23 protein-coding genes are annotated in these 19,938 nt (G+C 43.3%); 20 read left to right on the forward strand and 3 right to left on the reverse strand.

Features of this window, described 5'->3' with window-relative positions:
• The first annotated feature begins 225 nt into the window (after window positions 1-225).
• A complete protein-coding gene (locus DESRU_RS07585; RefSeq protein WP_013841525.1) occupies window positions 226-693 on the forward strand; it encodes a pyridoxamine 5'-phosphate oxidase family protein in 468 nt (155 codons plus the stop codon).
• An 8-nt stretch (window positions 694-701) separates the two neighbouring features.
• Here the strand turns inward: DESRU_RS07585 and tlp are convergent, their stop codons facing one another.
• Window positions 702-929: a small acid-soluble spore protein Tlp gene (gene tlp, locus DESRU_RS07590; RefSeq protein WP_013841526.1), complete on the reverse strand. Its 228-nt coding sequence runs from the start codon at window positions 927-929 to the stop codon at window positions 702-704.
• Window positions 930-1,078: 149 nt separating this feature from the next.
• On the opposite strand from tlp, the gene DESRU_RS07595 reads away from it, so the two are divergent.
• The 5 genes from DESRU_RS07595 (at window position 1,079) to DESRU_RS07610 (ending at window position 5,921) form a co-directional block, all read left to right on the forward strand.
• Complete coding sequence (locus tag DESRU_RS07595; protein WP_013841527.1) at window positions 1,079-1,441, forward strand: MmcQ/YjbR family DNA-binding protein; 363 nt, start codon at window positions 1,079-1,081, stop codon at window positions 1,439-1,441.
• A gap of 57 nt (window positions 1,442-1,498) precedes the next feature.
• Window positions 1,499-2,350, forward strand: coding sequence for a pirin family protein (locus DESRU_RS07600; RefSeq protein ID WP_013841528.1), 852 nt, complete (start codon window positions 1,499-1,501; stop codon window positions 2,348-2,350).
• Window positions 2,351-2,454: 104 nt separating this feature from the next.
• Window positions 2,455-3,228, forward strand: a complete 774-nt coding sequence (locus DESRU_RS07605; protein WP_238446386.1) for a YetF domain-containing protein — start codon at window positions 2,455-2,457, stop codon at window positions 3,226-3,228.
• A 437-nt stretch (window positions 3,229-3,665) separates the two neighbouring features.
• The gene (locus DESRU_RS21745) at window positions 3,666-3,836 is read left to right on the forward strand and encodes a DUF6385 domain-containing protein (RefSeq protein WP_419763406.1); all 171 of its coding nucleotides are present in this window, start codon (window positions 3,666-3,668) and stop codon (window positions 3,834-3,836) included.
• Between the two features lie 153 nt (window positions 3,837-3,989).
• Entirely contained in the window at window positions 3,990-5,921 is a 1,932-nt protein-coding gene (locus DESRU_RS07610) for an NAD(P)/FAD-dependent oxidoreductase (protein WP_013841529.1), read from the forward strand.
• Between the two features lie 84 nt (window positions 5,922-6,005).
• On the opposite strand, the gene DESRU_RS07615 is transcribed toward DESRU_RS07610, so the two are convergent.
• On the reverse strand, window positions 6,006-6,581 hold the full coding sequence (locus tag DESRU_RS07615) for a flavodoxin family protein (RefSeq protein WP_013841530.1): 576 nt from the start codon (window positions 6,579-6,581) through the stop codon (window positions 6,006-6,008).
• 167 nt (window positions 6,582-6,748) lie between these two features.
• Here DESRU_RS07615 and DESRU_RS07620 point away from each other — a divergent pair, with 167 nt between their 5' ends.
• The 7 genes from DESRU_RS07620 (at window position 6,749) to tatA (ending at window position 11,483) form a co-directional block, all read left to right on the forward strand.
• On the forward strand, window positions 6,749-7,126 hold the full coding sequence (locus DESRU_RS07620) for a winged helix-turn-helix transcriptional regulator (RefSeq protein ID WP_013841531.1): 378 nt from the start codon (window positions 6,749-6,751) through the stop codon (window positions 7,124-7,126).
• Window positions 7,123-8,316: a M24 family metallopeptidase gene (locus tag DESRU_RS07625; protein WP_013841532.1), complete on the forward strand. Its 1,194-nt coding sequence runs from the start codon at window positions 7,123-7,125 to the stop codon at window positions 8,314-8,316. The genes DESRU_RS07620 and DESRU_RS07625 overlap by 4 nt, the downstream gene beginning before the upstream one ends.
• Window positions 8,317-8,507: 191 nt before the next feature.
• A complete protein-coding gene (locus DESRU_RS20530) occupies window positions 8,508-8,600 on the forward strand; it encodes a MerR family DNA-binding transcriptional regulator (RefSeq protein ID WP_207635966.1) in 93 nt (30 codons plus the stop codon).
• Window positions 8,601-8,826: 226 nt separating this feature from the next.
• Window positions 8,827-9,795: a helix-turn-helix transcriptional regulator gene (locus DESRU_RS07630; protein ID WP_013841534.1), complete on the forward strand. Its 969-nt coding sequence runs from the start codon at window positions 8,827-8,829 to the stop codon at window positions 9,793-9,795.
• 636 nt (window positions 9,796-10,431) lie between these two features.
• Window positions 10,432-10,866, forward strand: coding sequence for a MarR family transcriptional regulator (locus DESRU_RS07635; RefSeq protein ID WP_013841535.1), 435 nt, complete (start codon window positions 10,432-10,434; stop codon window positions 10,864-10,866).
• A 47-nt stretch (window positions 10,867-10,913) separates the two neighbouring features.
• The gene (locus DESRU_RS07640; protein WP_013841536.1) at window positions 10,914-11,210 is read left to right on the forward strand and encodes a TRASH domain-containing protein; all 297 of its coding nucleotides are present in this window, start codon (window positions 10,914-10,916) and stop codon (window positions 11,208-11,210) included.
• Window positions 11,211-11,291: 81 nt separating this feature from the next.
• Complete coding sequence (gene tatA / locus DESRU_RS07645) at window positions 11,292-11,483, forward strand: twin-arginine translocase TatA/TatE family subunit (RefSeq protein WP_013841537.1); 192 nt, start codon at window positions 11,292-11,294, stop codon at window positions 11,481-11,483.
• A 130-nt stretch (window positions 11,484-11,613) separates the two neighbouring features.
• Here tatA and DESRU_RS19845 read toward each other — a convergent pair whose 3' ends face one another.
• On the reverse strand, window positions 11,614-12,294 hold the full coding sequence (locus DESRU_RS19845) for a FlxA-like family protein (protein ID WP_013841538.1): 681 nt from the start codon (window positions 12,292-12,294) through the stop codon (window positions 11,614-11,616).
• 383 nt (window positions 12,295-12,677) lie between these two features.
• On the opposite strand from DESRU_RS19845, the gene DESRU_RS07660 reads away from it, so the two are divergent.
• The 7 genes from DESRU_RS07660 to DESRU_RS07690 all read left to right on the forward strand — a co-directional run bounded on the left by DESRU_RS07660 (window position 12,678) and on the right by DESRU_RS07690 (window position 19,937).
• Window positions 12,678-13,783, forward strand: a protein-coding gene (locus DESRU_RS07660; RefSeq protein WP_143758753.1) for an IS3 family transposase whose coding sequence is annotated in 2 segments (ribosomal slippage) — window positions 12,678-12,927 and window positions 12,927-13,783 — 1,107 coding nt in all. Because the reading frame shifts where the segments join, the coding sequence is not laid out codon by codon here.
• 201 nt (window positions 13,784-13,984) lie between these two features.
• Window positions 13,985-14,644 carry a response regulator transcription factor gene (locus tag DESRU_RS07665; RefSeq protein WP_476580510.1) on the forward strand — a complete coding sequence of 220 codons (660 nt, stop codon included), beginning with the start codon at window positions 13,985-13,987 and terminating at the stop codon, window positions 14,642-14,644.
• Window positions 14,645-14,699: 55 nt separating this feature from the next.
• Window positions 14,700-16,112, forward strand: coding sequence for a sensor histidine kinase (locus tag DESRU_RS07670; protein ID WP_238446387.1), 1,413 nt, complete (start codon window positions 14,700-14,702; stop codon window positions 16,110-16,112).
• A 203-nt stretch (window positions 16,113-16,315) separates the two neighbouring features.
• Complete coding sequence (locus DESRU_RS07675) at window positions 16,316-16,792, forward strand: SurA N-terminal domain-containing protein (RefSeq protein WP_238446388.1); 477 nt, start codon at window positions 16,316-16,318, stop codon at window positions 16,790-16,792.
• Between the two features lie 239 nt (window positions 16,793-17,031).
• Window positions 17,032-17,715 carry a response regulator transcription factor gene (locus tag DESRU_RS07680; RefSeq protein ID WP_013841542.1) on the forward strand — a complete coding sequence of 228 codons (684 nt, stop codon included), beginning with the start codon at window positions 17,032-17,034 and terminating at the stop codon, window positions 17,713-17,715.
• Entirely contained in the window at window positions 17,712-19,163 is a 1,452-nt protein-coding gene (locus tag DESRU_RS07685; protein WP_013841543.1) for a sensor histidine kinase, read from the forward strand. The genes DESRU_RS07680 and DESRU_RS07685 overlap by 4 nt, the downstream gene beginning before the upstream one ends.
• A gap of 198 nt (window positions 19,164-19,361) precedes the next feature.
• Window positions 19,362-19,937, forward strand: coding sequence for a hypothetical protein (locus DESRU_RS07690; RefSeq protein WP_013841544.1), 576 nt, complete (start codon window positions 19,362-19,364; stop codon window positions 19,935-19,937).
• Window position 19,938: the final 1 nt, after the last annotated feature.

A 19,938-nucleotide genomic window follows, 5' to 3' on the forward strand; every position in this document is an offset into this window, starting at 1 on the left:
GAGGATAATAATCTCGTTTTTATATCTGTAGCAAAGAAAGAGCAATCTCCGCCAGGGTATATAAACGGCTTCGCCGCCATGGCAGGATTGCCCTTTCTTTGCCTTTGGGCGGTCATGACTTTGCACAGGTAGAAATAAGTGGTTATAATTACCTATAACAGATGGATAAGGAAACCAGCCTAACATTTATAGCAAATTAATCTTGGGCCAAAAGGGAGTGAAACAATGTTTAAAGAAATGAGAAGAATGGACAAGCAACTGACGGAGGAAGAGAATATTGGCATTCTGCAGAAAGGGGAGTATGGGATTTTATCCACCATCAGTACCAATGGATACCCCTACTCAGTGCCTTTAAATTATGTTTACCATAACGGTTCTATTTATTTTCATAGCGCCCCGGAGGGGCACAAACTGGAGAACATAGCCATAAACGATCGAATCAGTTTTTGTGTTGCCACGGATGTGGAATTGCTGCCCCAGAAGTTTGATAGCAAATATAAAAGTGTTATTTTGTTTGGCCGGGCTTCTTTGGTGGTGGATGCCAAGGAACATGAAGCAGCCCTGGTGGCGCTGGTGAAAAAATATTCCCCTCAGTACTTGGAAGCAGGAAGGGAATATATCGCCAGGGCCCAGGGCCAGGCTCGAATTGTAAAAATAACCATTGAACATCTCACAGGAAAAGCGGAGAAATAAAGATTGGCTTATTCGTAGCCGCGTTTTTTGTCCATGGCTTCATCGCGAATTTCTACCCGCATGGAATCAAGGGCTTCTTCTCTTCTATGGTTCTTTTCAGCTAAGATTTGTTTTTGTTTGGGATCATCGGTTAAAGACATGGTTTCCTCTGTACGCTCAATATTTTGGATGGTATGGTTGATATTGCGCTGTATCTTTTCTACATTGTCCCTGCGATCATCGGCATGAGGTTTCATAACTAGTCTCCCTTCGGTTTACTTGGTTTTCATGGTTTAGTATTTTGAAATAAAAAGGGTTTTATTCAATACAAGATCATTTAGAATAAAAAGGAATGTGAAATACAACAAGCCTTTTATAAAATCAATGCTGGGGAAAGGAAGCCAAAATGAAGTATGCGTGGGTGGATGCCTATTGTCTTGCCAAAAAAGGAGTGCAAAAGGATTATAAAGTTGAGTGGGAAGCAACGAGATATATGATTAGAGGGAAAATGTTTGCCCTGCAGGGCGGAGACAAAGAAGGCAAGGCTATTATTACCCTTAAACTGGAGCCCATGATGGGTGAACTGTTGCGAAATCAATATGAGGATATTGTGTCGGGTTATTATATGAATAAAGAACACTGGAATTCTCTGTACTTAGATGGGAACGTTCCCGATGGGGTTTTAAGGGATATGCTGGATAAATCCTATCAACTTGTATTCCATTCGCTGCCCAAAAAGGTTCAGCGGGAAATAAACGGACCAGAATAACCGGCAATAATTTAGAAGTTTAAGTCAATATTTGCAGGGAAGAAAGGAGTAATCAGCATGGCTATAAGAGAAATACGTAAGGTTTTGACCGGCCAAATCCAGTATGACGGCGCAGGGGTGAAATTGGTGCGGGTGATCGGGCGTGACGATGTTTATGATTTTGATCCTTTTTTAATGCTGGATGCTTTTGATTCCCATGACCCTGCAGATTATATCAAAGGTTTTCCCTGGCACCCGCACAGGGGCATTGAAACGGTGACCTATTTGATTCGTGGAAAGATTGAGCACGGCGACAGTTTGGGCAATAAAGGAAATATTTTGGACGGAGAGTGTCAGTGGATGACGGCGGGCAGCGGCATTCTCCATCAGGAAATGCCCCAGGCTGCCGAAAGAATGCTGGGGGTTCAACTCTGGCTGAACCTGCCCCGGCAGGATAAAATGACAGTACCCCAGTATCGCGACCTTTCCGCAGCCAAGATACCGAAAATTCAAGAAGAAAACGCTACCGTGGGGGTCATTTCCGGTCACTATCAAAAAACCTCCGGAGCAATCCAGGGAGATTACGTGAAGACCTTGTTTTTGGATGTTGCCGTTCAGGCGGGAGCCTCCTGGCGGATGGCAACGGAAAAGGATTGGACGTTGTTTATTTATATCCTGGAAGGAGAAGGGGCTTTTGATGCTGAAGGCCGTCAAATGATTCCGGGTAAGAGTGCGGTGCTCTTTACCGAGGGGGAAGAAATCTTTGCCCAGTCGGCGGACAAAGAGCTTCGTTTCCTTGTGTTTGCCGGAAAGCCGCTGAAGGAGTCCATCGCTTGGGGCGGGCCAATTGTTATGAACACCCAGGAAGAGCTGCAGCAGGCTTTTAAAGAAATTAAGGAGGGTACCTTCATCCGGGAAAACAATCAATAAAAAATGCTCGCATGTTCGTCGTTTTAAAGAGCAAAGAAGAAGCAAGGGGATGTTCCTCTTGCTTCTTCTTTTTGCCAATAGCCCAGTGGGTATCCCTATTTATTATGGATTTTAATAAAAGCTCTGCCGGGGGATACAATATTTTAGAGGAAAGGAGACGGGGAATTGGATACTTATGTAATCATAACTTATCGTGTAATTTTTATTATGCTTTTGTTTTTAGTGGTGCATTGATCACCGGACGCAGGCATATGGGGGAAATTCCTATTTTTGATTTTCTGGTTATTATTACTTTAGGCTCTGTTGTGGGGGCGGACATTTCTGAACCGGATATTGCCCATTGGCCCATTATCTATGCCATGCTCCTGATCATGCTGATGCAATATCTCTATGGCGTTCTAATTATAAAAAACAGAACCATCGGCAAGCTGCTTACCTTTGAGCCGGTTGTGGTAATTGAAAACGGGCAGTTTGTCAAGTCTAGCCTGCGCAAGTTGAAGTATAGCATGGACACGGTGCTGACCATGTTAAGGGAAAAGGATGTCTTTGACGTAAGTGAGGTGGAGTTTGCCATTATTGAATCTACCGGACAACTGAGCGTGCTTAAAAAATCCCAGTATCAGCCCCTTACCGCAAAGGAACTGAAAATTAATACGGATTACAAAGGGTTATCCATTCCTCTTATTGTGGAAGGAGAGATCTATGAACAGAATTTGCAAAATCTTCATTTAAGCAAGCAATGGCTGATGGAGCAACTCCATAAATCCAATTTGTATCATGAAAAGAATGTATTTTATGCGGCCATTAATACCGAGGGGAAACTTTATATCTCAAGGGGCATGGACAGCATAAAAGATATTCATAACATCCGGCACTAAGACAATTTATAACCCCAAATAAGGATGACCAGGGCAGAGACTTAAATTCAACAAGGGGCATCTTGTCATCACCAGTACTGATTTGGATATCAGAAATCTAAGTCGAAACTTCCCTACAAAGGATATTAGTAACTATAAAATCAATAATTATTTAGTTAGAAATATTAGAAGGTAGCTTTAACCATAGCCCTGTAAATTGCGCCCATTGGTGATGAAAACTGCGATGTAAACGATGGCAGCAGTTTCAACCTGTTAGCCGGTGGCTCAACAATATTTACCCCCAGCGAACTAATGAAGTATGCACGAATCAGAGTATCATTTTTCTCCCCTGGGTGTTATAACGGTTACAGCCTCCGATCTAAATATCCGAAATCCCAAGGCTTTAGAAGATACCATAAGCATCACCGTACCTTCCGGAACGACCTATTTGTTGAAACATCGGTCAATATAGAGAAAACAGTTATTTTATAAGAAACAACGGTTCTTCCAGCATCACGGTTACGCTTCAAGTGGCGCCGGCAGATAATAACAATTATTATGTGGATAATTCAACTGGCAAAGTGTTTCGGCATCCAGTAATAACATTACGACCGTTACCGTACCCATGAAATTTGCAAGATTAAGGGTGGCGGCCTCAGACAGTACCAGTGCTGTTGCTTATTATAATGGGCGTGCCTAGCGCTGACGGCAATTTAAATACTTTTCCCGCCTCCGGACCATAATACTTTATAATATGGAATAATAGTTGGGAGGAATTGAGCATGAATTTTTCTTCATTATTTTTACCAATAAAAATTGGCACCATGGAAGTTAAAAACCGGTTAGTAGTGCCGGCCATGGGGAGCGGCCTAGGAAACCCGGACGGCACCGTATCGCAGAGATTGATTGACTACTGGGTAGCCAGGGCCAAGGGCGGGTTTGGACTGCTGATTACAGAATTTGTGTTTGTAGATCCTCCGGGGAAGGCTGTTCCGGATCAACTGGGAATATGGAAGGATGATTTTATTCCCGGATTTAAAAAACTGGCCGAGGAAGTTCATAAACATGGCGCGAAGATCGCCCTGCAGATTCATCACGCAGGAAGGCAGACAAGCCAACAGCTAACCGGAGTTCAACCGGTGGCTCCTTCTCCACTCCCCTGTCCGGTGGGAAAGGAAGTCCCCAGGGAATTAACCACCGAGGAGGTATACCAGCTCATAGAAAAGTTCGGTGACGCTGCGCTGCGCGCTAAAAGGGCCGGCTATGACGCTGTTGAAATTCACGCGGGACATGGCTATTTGGTTACCCAATTTATGTCTTCTTACTCCAATCGGAGAATGGATGAATTTGGGGGCAGTCTCCATGGAAGAATGAACTTTGCCGTAAAAATTATAGAAAATGTTAAGACCAAGACAGGAAATGACTTCCCGGTGATTTTTAGAATGAGCGGCGAAGAACGGGTTCCGGGTGGCCGTACCATTGAAGAATCAAGAGCTGCCGCGCGCATTCTCGAGGAAGCCGGCGCGGACGCCATTCATGTTTCCACCGGTGTTTACGCCAGCATGCCCTGGATTGTGGCTCCTGCCTCGGTGGCGCCGGGATATAATGTAAACGCGGCGGCAGAAATTAAAAAGTCGGTGGATATTCCTGTACTGGCCGTGGGAAGAATTAACGACCCTTATCTGGCTGAAGATATTATAAGAACCGGAAAAGCAGATTTGATTTCCCTGGGCAGGCAGTCCATTGCCGATCCGGAATTTCCCAATAAAGTTGCCGCAGGCCTGATCGACGAAATATCTCCCTGTATTGCCTGTATGCAGAGATGCCAGGGGGAGAGAGTGGATGCAGAGGATACCGGAATTTCCTGCCTGGTAAACCCTTTCACCGGCAAGGAAGGTACGCTGAAAATTGAAAAAACCCAAGCGCCTAAAAAGATCATGATTATCGGAGCGGGTCCCGGCGGACTGGAGGCTGCCTGGATTGCCGCCCAAAGGGGGCATAAAGTCACGGTATTTGAGAAACAGGCCTCTCCCGGAGGGCAATACCGTACCGGTGCCATTCCGCCTTTTAAACATGACATTGCCAGGGCTATTAAATATTTTGTACAGATGGGAAAAAAGTTTGGGGTAGAGTACCGGTTTGGCACGGAAGTGACCGCAGAAATGGTGGCCAAAGAAAAGCCCGATGTGGCTATTATCGCCACCGGCAGCCAACCTGTAGTGCCTAAAATTGAAGGGATTGACGGTCCCCGGATTGTTCAGGCGGTGGACGTCCTGGAAGGGAAAGTGTATCCGGGGGAAAAAGTACTGATTATCGGCGGGGGATTAGTGGGGGTGGAAACCGCCGATTTCCTGGGAGAACGCCAGCATAAGGTGACCCTGGTGGACATGCTGCCGCAAATTGCCGCAGGCGAAAATCCTTCAACCAAATATTTTTTGTTTGAAAGGTTAAAAAACTATGGGGTTACTTTGCTGACGGATATAAAGGTAAAATCATTTCTGGAGGATGGCATCCTGTATGAAAAGGACCATCAGGAGCATAAACTAGAGGGTTTTGATTCCATTGTTCTGGCCATGGGAGTCAAAGCCTATAATCCTTTGGAGGAAAAAATAAAGGGACTGGTGCCCCAGGTCTTTGTCATCGGAGATGCCGTGAAGGCCAGAAAGGCCTTGGAAGCCATTGCGGAAGGCGCGAGACTGGCGGTCAGCATTTAAAGGAATTTGCAGCTAATCACCCGGGCGCGATTTTAAAGTATAAGGAGGAAGCAGAGCAATCATGCTTCCTCCCGGAAAGAACCGCTATACGCCGGTTTTTTTCAATAACCAGGCCATATTTTGGCCTAAAACTTCAAAGGTTCTTTTGCCTTCCTCATCTTTTTCAAGATCCCCGATATCTCTGGAAAGAGTCATGTTCCAATAATTTGAGTTAGGTACAATCATTTGATTAATACCAAAAAAGAAGTTGATGGCCGCATAAGTAAAGTTTGTACCGGCTCTTCTGGCCGCTACCACCGCAGCGCCGGCCTTTCGCTTAAACAGGCCCCCGTTGGCAACGGAAACATAGCCTGAACGGTCAATCAAGGCTTTAACCTCTGTTGAGACATTGCCGAAATAAACCGGAGAGCCGATAAGAATTCCATCCGCTTCAATCATCTTGGCTATAAAAATATTCATATCGTCATCGGTTATGGCGCAACGCTGATCCTGATTCTTTGAACAGCGGCCGCAGGCAATACAGCCCGACAGTTTTTTGCCCCCCAGTTGAATCATCTCCGTATCCATGCCTTCCTGTTCAAGCTGACGAAGTACAATTTTTAAACTTCCATAGGTGTTGCCGTTTTTTCTGGGACTTCCGTTAAAGGCAATAACTTTCATTTTATGACCTCCATTAATTCTTTTTATTTACTCTTAGTCCTTTGAAATCGTCTTTATGTCAGTGAAATTAGTATATAATACAATGGAATAATATTGGAGTACGCACTTTAAAGAGATATAATATAAGATACCATACATAAGTATACTTTTTATATCGAGGTGGCGGTATGGAAAAACAGCCAAGAGAATGTACGGAGGGTCCATGCCCGGTTGAGACAACCTTAAAAGTCATCGGCGGAAAATGGAAAGCAATGATTATTTATCATTTGCTGGACGAGAAAAAAAGATTTAATAAGCTAAAAAGAATGATGCCGGACATTACACACCGGATGCTGACTCTGCAGCTCAGGGAACTGGAAAAGGACAATATTTTAACCCGAACGGTATTTCCCGAAGTTCCACCCCGGGTTGAGTATGAGTTAACCGTCCTGGGCAGGTCCATAGAGCCTATTATTATGGCCATCCACCGGTGGGGGGTGGCTTATCAGAAAAATATAGGAGATGCAAAAAACATCAAGGATGCGGAGGATTTTATACAAGTATGAAAACTCAGGTTCCTTTCAACGAATTAAAAGGGAGAATGAACCGCTTTAGAACAAAAATGGAAACCTCAACCCCTGATTGGCAAATGGCGGTTATTTTTAGCAAAATCAATTTATATTATTTTACCGGCACCATGCAGGAGGGCATGCTGCTGATCCCCCGGGAGGATGAAGCGGTATTTTGGGTACGCCGCAGTTATGAGCGGGCAGTGGATGAATCATTATTTCCCTTTATACGCCCCATGGACAGTTTTCGTGAGGCTGCGGCCTCCCTGAAAAAGTTTCCCTCTGTGGTACACCTGGAGATGGAAGTGGTACCGCTGGCCTTGTATCAGCGGTTTAAAAAGTATTTTCCCTTTTCGGAAGCTCGTTCAGTGGATGGACAAATAGCAGCCCTCAGGGCGGTAAAAAGTGCCTATGAATTGTCCAGAATGGAGGAAGCCGGTAAAATTCATCAGCGGGTGCTGGAGCATCTTGTGCCCAAAATGCTTCGGGAAGGCATGAGTGAGGCGGAACTGGCCTCCCAACTGTTTTCCGTCATGATCCAAGAGGGACACCATGGGGTAACCCGTTTTGGCATGTTTGATACGGAGATGGTATTGGGACAAATTGGCTTTGGTGAAAGTTCCATTTATCCAACCTATTTTAACGGCCCCGGAGGCAGTTACGGGCTGGGTCCCGCAGTACCGTTGCTGGGCAGCCGCCAGCGGACTCTAAAAAAGGGAGATTTGGTCTTTGTGGATATAGGATGCGGGGTAGAGGGTTATCACACAGACAAAACCATGACCTATGTGTTTGGTAAATCCCTGCCGCCAGAAGTGATTTCAGCCCATCACCAGTGCGTGGACATTCAAAATAAAATCGCCGAAATGCTGAAACCCGGTGCTGTTCCTGCGGCGATTTATAACACCGTCATGAAGGATATTGAGCCGGATTTTCTTAATAATTTCATGGGCTTTGGCCAGCGTAAAGTTAAATTTTTAGGCCATGGCATTGGTTTGTTGATTGATGAATTACCCGTAATTGCCCAGGGATTTTCAGAGCCGTTACAGGAAGGCATGGCCTTTGCTCTGGAACCCAAGAAAGGCTTTGCAGGGATTGGGATGGTGGGCATTGAGAATACCTTTTTCGTTACGCCCCAAGGAGGCCGGTGCGTTACCGGAGACAATCCCGGTTTAATTCAGGTTTTCTAGTCCTATAAAAACCGGCAAAAAGTCAAAGTACAAATAAGTATTGCTTCATAGGGTAGATTAAAAAAGAGAAAGCCGAAAAGGACTTTCTCTTTTTCCTTAAAAGAACACCAGGGAATGATTAAAAAATTGCCAAAACCCTTGACCCTGACGTAAGGGAATGGCTTATCATGGGCTGTGAAAGGGGTGAGTGCATGGAACACACCATTCAGAAGGTTGCCCAGCTTGCGGGAGTAACGCTTAGAATCTTAAGATATTACGATAAGGTGGGGCTGGTGTTTGGTTAGGACCAAAACGTTTGAATTGTCATTGAATGATAACGTTGATATTATCCAAGGTAGAGTAGTTTCCTTATCTGCGCTTAATATTTGATGTTGTGTAAGCGTTGAAAATTTATATTAGGCGAGTTAAGGAATAAAATATATCCTCTCTTTTCCGCAAGTAAAATCAAGCAATGCAATTTCCATTACTCTATAATGACTATAGAGTGGTTGAAACGAGGTGAACAGACGAATGTACGAGTGGCACAAGCAAATCCAAATAATCGTTGATGAAATTGACGAGTGTATTAAAAATCGTAACGGTGAAGCAATAACGCTACGATTTCTTTCTCGCAAGTTAGGTTATTCCGAATTTCATACTACGAGAAAATTTAAGGAAATATCGGGTATGCAATTTAGGGATTATCTGCGGCATAGAAAGTTAGCCTTTGCACTAAAAGAGGTTCGGGATAGTGAAAAAAGCATTTTAGATATTGCTTTTGATTATGGTTTTTCATCACATGAAGCTTTTACCAGAGCTTTCAAGGGAACATACGGTGTAACTCCAAGTGAATACCGAAAAAAGCCTATGCCTGTCGCCCTTCGTACAAAAATAAACCCTTTCGACCGCTACTTTTTCGGATTTGGAGAGATTGGCATGATGAAATCTACAGATGATGTTAAAATTTATTTTGTAACCATTCCCGCACACAAATTTTTGCATATTAAAAACTATGAGAGTAATGGGTATTGGGATTTTTGGCAAAAGCAAAGCCTTATTCCGGGACAGGACTGCGAAACAATTTGCGGCTTACTCGATAGTATCAAGGGCAAATTGGATGACGATGGTGGGAGCGAATCGAACAGCGGCAGCGGTCAGATTATGGCGTACATTAATGACCCGGACGGCAGACTCTGCGATTGGGGTATTCCACGTACAGAGTGTTATGGTGTACGTCTTCCTTTTGATTATAAAGGCGAAGTACCACCACAAATGCTTATGATTGATGTTCCCGAAGGCGAGTATATTGTTTTTGAACATGGGCCATTCGATTATGAGCAGGAAAATCGCAGTGTGGAGGAAAAGATGGAAAAGGCAATGGCAACTTTTGATTTTGCAGGCACCGGTTACTGCTTTGATACTTCCCCCGGCAGAATCATTTACATGTATCATAATCCGGAACGGTTTTGGAAGTATATCAGGCCTGTGCGGAAGTCATAATCAATAAAAAGCACCCGCCCAGTGAAGTGCACCCCAAATGTTGGAGAAAAAAACTAACATTTGAAGGTGCGCTTTACTACATATGATAACGTCTTGACACCGCTCCTCACAGATAATGACTTCCAAGCCAGTCAAAACAGATTAAGCAGGTAAGCAAGAGGTTGCGGCTATGTGCTGATGAAGAAAATAAGCAAACTGTAGTGTTGTCTCCGCAACCATATAGCCGCATGATTAGTTGGATTATCTGCGAATGGCATTAATTCTTAGTCCTACTTGACAGCATCTTACGACAAAATCGGATTACCGATTCCTTCTGCCAGAACCGAGGCCGGTTACGGAATTATTCCCAAGGAGACTTGACAACACGGATTGAACGGATGATACAGATTCTTACGGATTTTAATTTTTTTATTAAAATCTGTAAGAATCCGCGGAAATCTGTAAAATCCGCGTTCTATTTTTCTTTACTTTTGTTACGCAATCCAACCATTATAATGGAATCACCATCTGATTATTTGCAGGTGGTGGTTTATTTTAATTATCGTAGATTACAAATTGCTTAATTGTTTGATAATTAATTGACAAAAAAGTTAACCAAATTTATAATTAACTTAGCTAATATTTTGGAGAAAAATTATGTTGAATAAAAGACAAATCATGATAGAATTGGATGGTTTATTTCAAAAAGTAGTGAAGGAAGAAAACTGCCAATTCAAAGAATTGCTGCACGAGAATATTACACCCGCTCAGTTTATGCTGTTAAAATTAATTTGTCATAAGGCGGAATGTAAAGCGGCGGATATAGCCCAGATACTGGAGGTTTCTCCTGCCGCCGCCACCAATATGCTGGAACGGCTCTATAAAAATGGCTGGATTGAAAGAGGAAGAAGTGAAAAAGACAGACGGGTTGTATGGCTGAAACTTACTCCTTCCGGCAAAGAACTTTTAACCGACGTGGAAGCCAGAAGAATTGACTTAATGCTGGAAAGGTTTAAAAATGTAACCGAAGAAGAGATGGTTTTTATTAAAAAAATTTTTCTTAATGTGCTGAATAATATGAAACCAGACTAGAATTTTGCTAAAATAAAATTAGAGGATTTGACTGGAGGTTATCATTAATGGAAAATGTAGTTGGTATAATAAACATACTAATCCTTTATATGGTTGTAAGAAGTGTATTTCGTTTCTTTTCGTTATCCAAGGCGGCTGCGGAGGCCCGGGCTAAAAATAATTTAGAGGCTGCTGCTGAACCTCAAGAAGAAGTAATGGAAGAAGCCATAGAAATGGTACAGGATGAGATTTGTAACCGTGCTATACCAAGGGCTAAAGCCTATATTGTGGTTCGCAATGACCAAGAACACTATTTCTGCAGTTGGGAATGTAGGCAAAAATTTATTTCCGGCTTCCGGGCATAACTTTCCGAGGAAAGTTATGTCTTAATATAAATGAGTTCTTGTTATTGCTTAAGTAACAACGGGAGCAAAGGAGGTATTCCTATGTATGGTATGTTTCAACCTTCCCACCTGATTCTAATTTTAATTGTTGTCCTGATTATTTTTGGACCTGGAAAAATGAAAGGCTTAGGAAAGTCCCTGGGAGAGTCCTTGCGTGATTTCAAAACGGAGATGAATAAAACAGGGGAGGACAAGGAAGAAAAGGCTGAAAACAATACAGAGTCTAAATCTTAACAGAGACGGATTGGCCACAAAAGTGCTTCAATGAGCTTTATAAGAGGTATGGGTTAAACCCATACCTCTTATCTATTTCTATGCAGAAATGAGGGTTATTCTTAGCTAAAATCCGTAAAAAAGAGAATCATTAAACGGTCTTATCAAAAATATTTCCCACTTGATCCACATCCGCGGAGTGACGGCTGTTAAATAGTGAGGTCATCTCCTTTTGAAAATCTTCCAGTGTTAAATCCTGCTCTTCGATAATTGAACGAAAATTCTTGCCGGATTGCAGTTGGGTTTTCAGTTCGTCGGAAGAGAGACCTAAAACCTCTGCTGCATCGGTATAGAATTGTTCAGAGGCTTTCTCCGGCGGCGGAGGCGGGGGTGGATTTTGAGAATCGTTGGTTTGCCGGAGTTCGGACATCTCCTGCTGGAACTCTTCCACCGTCATGTTTTGTTCTTCTATAATGGATTGTAAGTCACCGCCGGATTGCAATTGGGTTTTCAGTTCGTCGGAAGAAAGGCCCAAAACCTTGGCTGCATCCGTGAGGAACTGTTCAGGACCTTTTTTGTCACCGGTTTCCTGAGAACTGCCGGTATTTCTGTTGTTGCTTATGTTTTGCATCTGCGCTTCAATTTGTTGGATTTGCATCTGCAGCAGTTTAATCTTTTCTTCTTTGGTTTCTTCATCCTCTTCGCTTTGCTGGACGGTTTGCAGTTCCTTCTCCAGATCAATCTTTTGTTTTTTCAGCCTTGTTAATTCACTATCATTGTTTACACTGGAGTAAGCGTTGCTTGACGAAGATGAGACGGCTGAAATACTCATATAAATCTCACACTCCTTTAATTTCTGCAAGATAAATGGTTTTTAAGAATTTTGGGCCTTTGGACAATGATTTAGAATTTTTTCTATAAGGTTCCACCTCCATTGAATGGTGATTTTTAAAAGACAAAAGAAGTTTTATAATCACTCCTATTATCGGGCGAATCCACTTTTAAAGATATAGTCAACCTGTGGCAAACCTGTGGCAAAAAAACAGAATCCAAAGAGGATTTTTTGGGTTCATCATTTGAATTCCCAGTGTGGATTTGTATTCAATTTGCTTTCTTAGACTCACCCTGTACTGCAATAATGACCTGCTCCCCGAAAACTGGTCCAAAGGAAATGTTAGTCCTGATGTAGTATAACTAAGTCAGGAGGGGACAGTTATGAGAAAACGTTTCACCGAAGAGCAGATCATTGGAATACTTAACTCCCATGAGAATGGGATGCCGGTAGCTGACATTCTTCGGCAACATGGCATTAGCGAACAAACCTTTTATCGCTGGAAATCTAAATACGGCGGAATGGAAGCAAGTGATGCGAAGAAACTTAAGCAGTTGGAAGAGGAAAACCGCAGACTTAAGCTACTCGTAGGTGAACTAACCCTCGACAACCAGGCTCTAAAGTGGGTTATTGAAAAAAACAAGTAAAGCCTGCTCGCAAGCGAAAGCTTGTTAAAGAACTCCAAGATACTTTTGGTATGAGTGAACGCAGAGCGTGCAGGCTTGTTGGTATCGGACGCTCCAGTCATAGATATGTTCCTTCTACTTCAGAAGAGAACGAGGCATTGAAAACGAGAATATCTGAACTTGCCTTTAAGTGGCGTCGCTTTGGATATAGACGAATCCATGCCTTACTTCAGCGTGAAGGACAGAAAGTTAACCACAAGAAAGTATATAGGCTATACCGGCTTGCTGGACTCGCTGTCCGTCGCCGCAAAAGAAAACGTGTTCTCTCTGGAAGGGGCCGCCCCCCCACAGTTACGCCTCAACCGAATGTAAGGTGGTCTATGGATTTTGTTAGTGACTCAACAGCAACTGGGCAGCGATTTAGAGTTTTTGTAGTGATTGATGAAGCAACTCGAGAGTGTCTGGCCAGCGAAGTGGATACTTCAATAACAGGACGGCGTGTGACAAGAGTACTAGATAGAATTGCTATTTACAGAGGTTATCCCAAAGAAATCCTCTCTGATAACGGACCTGAATTTGCAGGACTGACCTTGAATCAATGGGCTTATGAACATAGGGTTATCCAACTGTTTATAGACCCCGGTAAACCAATGCAAAATAGCCATGTAGAAAGCTTTAATGGAAAACTCCGAGATGAATGCCTTAATGAACACTGGTTCAGAGGCGTAAGTGAGGCTCGTCGAATTATTGAAGAGTGGCGTCATGAATACAATACAGTTCGTCCACATAGCGGACTGAGCAACAAAACACCAGTAGAATATGCTACAGATCTGGCTAAAAAAACCTGTGAACAAATTTCGTGACTAACATCCCCTGTGGTACAAAACCTGGGGGCAGGTCAATAACACTTCATTATTTCTGGATGGCTGAAGAAAATGGTACTAAAATGTGGCAAAATTAAGGCAAGAAAATTTCCTAATAAAATGGTTTTTTAAAAATGATAGAATAGCTCTGGGGGTGAAAAATCCATGGGGAGAAAATTGATCTATATTGCAGATGATGAAATGAATATATGCAACATTATTAAGTCCTTTCTAATGAAAGAGGGATATGATGTGGAAACTTTTCAGGATGGACGTTCTATTTATGAAGCCTTCAATAGGAGAACCGCGGACATGCTGATAATCGATATCATGATGCCTAAAATGGATGGATACGCTATTTGTTCGTTGATTCGTCAAAAAAGCAGTGTACCCATCATCATTATATCGGCTAAAGATACTGAAGCGGATAAAATAGCCGGGCTTAACCTGGGAAGTGATGACTATCTAACCAAACCCATCAGCCCCATGGAACTGATGGCCCGGGTAAAGAGTATTTTTAGAAGGATTGAATTGGATAAAAATCACCTTGGCAGCCATCCGGGAATCAGGATTTCGGATGTTACCATCAACCCCGATACCAAACAGGCGGAATTAGAGGGTAAAAGCCTTGGACTTACAGGAATGGAATTTTCATTGCTTTATTATCTAGCTGTCCATCGAAACAGGGTGGTTAGCCGCGCCGAGCTTTTAGACAAGGTTTGGGGGTTTGAGAATGTAGTGGAGACCCGGGCAACGGATGATATGATAAAAAGAATTCGCAAAAAACTATTTGAGGCAGGCTCCCTTTTAAAGATCGATACGGTGTGGGGAGTGGGTTTCAGAATACAAGATAAGGAATGATGTCGTGCAGAGAAATACCATTAAATGGAAAATTTTTAAATATAATCTTCTGTTAATGATTCTATTAGTTGCATTGACCACCATCATCTTTAACATTGCTGTTCGTAAGTACATGGAAAAAGAGGTTCTTGGACAATTGAGTAAAATTGCCTCCCGCACGGAAGATACCGCACTGCGGCAGGGACCGGATTTTTTCCCGGAGCCCGGCGAGATGCCGCCCCCACCTCCTCCACTAGCACAAACCGATCAAAAGGATAAAGATCTTTTTCGATTCTATTTTATGTTGGACCGTTCCTTAAGAGAGCCCTTGAGTGTTTTAAACGCAGATTATATTTTATTAGATAGCGACAAAAACCGCATAACCCCCTTTCCGGAAGACTTCTTCACACCATCCGATGAAGTCTTGCAGCAAATTACCGACGAGCTGAAAGCAAAAAGTTTAAAGGATGAATCTTACCTGAATTTTCATTTAGCTAATACGGAATACATCGCCATTGTTAAGCCCGTATCTCAAAAAAATTCCTTTGGATTAGGCTGGATTATTATTTATTCCAGTCTGCAAAAGGTGAATCAATTGCAGTTGACCATCAATATGATTCTTTTTACCATTCTTATTTTTTCAGCGTTTATCATTTTGCTGTTTTCCTCCCTGGTGTCAAAGAAAATCTACGGGGTTATTTTATCTCTTAGCCAGCCCATTCGAGCCATGGCCGAAAGAAATTTCGGCCAAAAAATTCCCATGCCTGTAGAAGATGAGCTGCAAGATCTTGTGAGCAATATTAATATCATGTCTGAAAAACTTGCAATATACGATAACGCCCAGAGGACTTTTTTGGAAAACGCATCTCATGAATTCAGAACACCGCTGATGGCCATTCAAAGTTATGCCGAGGGTGTAAAATATGATGTTGTGGATAGCGGCACTGCGGTGGATATTATTATTGATGAGGCCAAACGGATGACTTATCTGGTAGAAGATCTGCTATATTTATCACGCCTGGATACCATAGAGGAAGAAGATTACTTTAAGAATTTAAATTTAAATGAATTAATGGAGGGTTGTATTGAACGCATGAATGGGATCGCCGGCAAAAATAACAAACAAATTATAATCCATCCCTTTCATGAAAGCATTGAAATCCTTGGGGATGAAGAAAAACTTTCCCGGGCCATTACAAATGTTATCAGCAACTGTATACGCCATGCGAACCGGACGGTTAGGGTGGTCCTGGAGAGGATGGAAAATAATAAAGTAAAGATCACCATTTTCGATGACGGTCCGGGCTTTGAACCGGATGAGCTTCCTTATATATTTGAGAGATTTTATAAAGGCAAAAAGGGGAATTACGGACTGGGTCTGGCCATCAGCCGGAATATTATTGAAAAACACCACGGAAAAATTACCGCTGAAAATTCTGAGACCGGCGCCAGTTTTATCATGGAGTTACCCGTTACCCAGGTTTATTAAAATTTAATTTACTTTTGTTTATAAAAACAGCATTCATAGGAATTTTATCTATGTATGCTGTTTTCTTTTCTTCAGGTTTTTGCCTTAAAGAATTTAAAAGATATTAAGGAAACACTCAGGAGCAGTTCAGGATCTTTTCAACTTTTTTATTTAAGATAAAAAACAGAGGTTAAATTTACCAATTGAAAGGTGTTGGAAATATTTTGGCTAAGGATGCAAAAGGAGTGGTTGCTGTGAAGCGGGTTGCCAAGAAGATTTTATTATTGATTGGTATTGGAGTTATCATTACCACTTTCATTGCCGGATGCGGCAACTCAAATTCCACCGGTGACACTTCAAAGGAGCAGAATCAGCAGCAAAATGTCGGCGATACTAATCAGGCTGACCCCAAACAGCCCGATGATACTGAGAAGCCGGGAGAGCCGCCAAAGGGTGGTCCGGATCATGACCTGACCCAGGATACAACTTTTCTTACCAATGCTGCCAGCGCTCTTGGAATAACCGCTGACGAACTGAAATCAGCATTCGAATCAGGCAAAAAATTAGATCAAATTATAACGGATCAGGGCATGACCATGGAGCAATTCCGCCAAAAGATGCCTGAGCCCCAACAGAAGCCGCCCATGAAGGATAATGGCGACAAGCCGGAGGCCGCTCCCGGCAGTACGGCAACCAATTAAGTTAAAGCATCTTCGGAGCAGGTACAGCCCGTACTCTGCTCCGAAAGGATTTACAGACAATCTTATGCAGGGAAGCCATGGCTGCTTTGGTATCTGCCGCATCCCTTTAAGAACGGTCCTTTGCTTTGAAATATAAATAATGGAAGGATATTTAATAAACTTTCAGTATTTTTTCAGTTTACTTTCAGCTATGGGCTGGATAATAGAAGAGAATGATACCATGAAGGGATCGGTTGTGGATGCAGCAATTAAAGGGAATTAAGATATTATTGGTGGATGACGAACCCAATATCCTGCAATTTTTAGAGCTCGGTCTGCAAAATGAAGGATTTGAAGTACAGACGGCTCAAGACGGCATGACGGCCATTACTCTGATGAGACAATTCCAGCCTCATGTGGTTATATTGGATGTTATGATGCCGGGAATGAATGGTTTTGAAGTGTGCCGAATGTTAAAGAAAATAGAGAATGTGGCTATTATCATGTTGACGGCCAAGGATGAAGTGGATGACCGGGTGAAAGGCCTTACCCTGGGAGCCGATGATTATGTAATAAAGCCCTTTAGTTTTGAGGAACTCCTGGCCAGGATCTATGCCCGGGTCCGTAATCAATTTCCTAACTTATTTGGAGAAGTGGTGATCGGGCCCTTTCAAATTGATGATCGCCGCAAAGAAATCCGCATGGAAAACCGGGTTTTGGAACTGTCCCCCACAGAGTATGAGTTGTTAAAATTTTTAGTTCTTAATCACGGACTGGTTTTAAGTAAAACCATGATCCTGGATAAAGTATGGGGCTATGATTTTGCCGGAGAAGAAAATATTGTTGAAGTATACATTCGTTCCCTGCGGGATAAATTGAACGACAAAGATCACCAGTTAATACGAACCTTGCGCGGTTCGGGATACCGGGTTGACGTGTCATGAAGCGGGAGGTCGGGACCGGGCTAAAGTCTCTTTTGGCTCCCAACTCACTCCGTATTCAACTGTTATTCCAGTCACTGCTAATCCTTGCGGTTCTGCTGGTGCTCATTGGCCTGTTTCAATATGTATTTATGAAGGATGTGATTTATAGAAATAAGGCTGAAAGCCTTAAGAGTCAGATTATGTCCGTTTCTCCTGCGTCTTGGCGGCAATTCGGCATGGGTCAGGAAAATGGCCGAGGGCTCCCGCCGAATCTTTTTTTCCCGGAGTTAAGTTTAGCTCTGATCGACGTGCAGGGGAACTATCACTTATTGTCAAACTGGCACTACCTTGTGGAACCGCCACGGTTGGAGGACCAAGAATATCAGGACTCATTAAATAAGAGAACGGGCCTAAACTATAAAATCATAGAGGCATCCGGAGGAGAGGAACAATTGGTGGTGCTGCATCCGGTCTTTGACCGCGGGCAGCCTCTTGGCATCGTTCAAATTACCACCATGACCAGTCCCCTTAAGGAACTGTTGATTCGTCAGATGCTCACTTTTTTCGTGCTGGCCCTTATCGCCATGCTGGTTGGTTTGTTTTGCTTTTTACCAACCCTAAAAAAAACCCTGGTTCCCTTATTTAACATGGTGGATACTGCCGAACAAATTGACGCCGGCAATTTAGCCAGGCGTTTTCCAACCCAACAAGGACAAACGGAGATGGATCGTTTGGCGGAATCCTTTAATGGAATGCTGGAGCGGCTGGAAGCTTCTTTTAAAGCGGAACGGGAAACCAAGGAACAAATGCGCCGTTTTATCGCGGATGCTTCTCACGAGCTCCGCACCCCCTTAACCTCCATTCACGGTTTTTTGGAGGTGTTGCTTCGGGGTGCGGTTAATCAGCCGGATCAGCTCAATAAAGCTTTAAAAAGCATGCACAGTGAGTCGGAGCGCCTCAACAAACTGGTGCGGGATCTTCTTTTCCAGGCCAAACTGGACCGCGCACCTTATATTCATCTTACAGAAGGATTGCTGGACGCGGTTATCCGGGAAATGGAACCGCAGCTTCGTATTCTAGCCGGCAACCGTAAGCTTGATTTACAAATCGAACCAAACATGAAATGTAAGTATGATACGGACAAAATGAAACAAGTGATCTTAAATTTGTTTCATAATGCCGTGCAGTACACCGATCCGGAAACGGGCTGTATTGTAATTTCGCTGTTGCCAAAGAACAACGGCGTACAGTTATCCATTCAGGATAACGGGCCGGGAATTAGTAAAAACCATCTCTCCCGGATTTTTGACCGTTTTTACCGTATCGATTCCTCCCGGACCCGCAGATATGGTGGAGCCGGTTTAGGATTATCCATCACCAAATCCATCGTGGATGCTCACGGAGGAACCATTGGCGTTGAAAGCCGGGAAGGGGAAGGCAGTTCCTTTCATATCTGGCTTCCTAAATGACCCGGGAGTTTCTCCATAGGGTCCCTTTCGTGGGGCATTTATGCAGGGTTTATCCTTGTATAAATGCCCTTTTCTATTGCCCGGAATCTTTCAGCATACCTTCAGCCATTATTCAATTAACATTCAGTTAGCCTTAAGGGACCCTTCAGCCAAAGGAGTTATGATGATGAAAAATCAGGAAATCGATGGGGTGAAAGGATGAAGCGTAATAAACTTTTATGGATGTTACTCCTTGTTTTCATTGCAGCCATTACGGCGGGTTGTCAGAGCAGTGATGCGGAGGAAGGGCAAAAGGCGTCACCGGGTATGGCAGAAAGTGAAAAAGTGACTCTGCCGCAGGGAGAACCGGCTTTAATCGGCAAGGTTAAAGAGATTATTGGCAATGAGGTGACGGTATATATTGCTCAAGCTGCCCAGAATGGAGAAACAGACAAACCGGCCGATCAAACAGAAACACAGAATCAGGAGCATAAGGGTGAAAGAACCGGGACCCTGGGTGGTGAAGTCACTTTTAGCGAGGAGACCGAGACTTTTCTTATCCCGGTAGGAGTTCCTATGGTGGCCATGCAAAGCGGCAGGAATGAAGCCGGTGAGATTGAACTCACCAAGATTACAGCGGATGCTATTTTAAGAATATGGAAAACAGACGGTGCCATTTCCTTTGTTCAAGTAACCAATAGCAATAAGGCCAAAAGTACCGGGCAAAATCAAGAAAAAACAGGACAAGGAACAGGGAACCCTCCGGATATGGGCGGGCCTCCTCCGGGGATGTAAC

Source organism: Desulforamulus ruminis DSM 2154 (assembly GCF_000215085.1).
Taxonomy (GTDB): domain Bacteria; phylum Bacillota; class Desulfotomaculia; order Desulfotomaculales; family Desulfotomaculaceae; genus Desulfotomaculum; species Desulfotomaculum ruminis.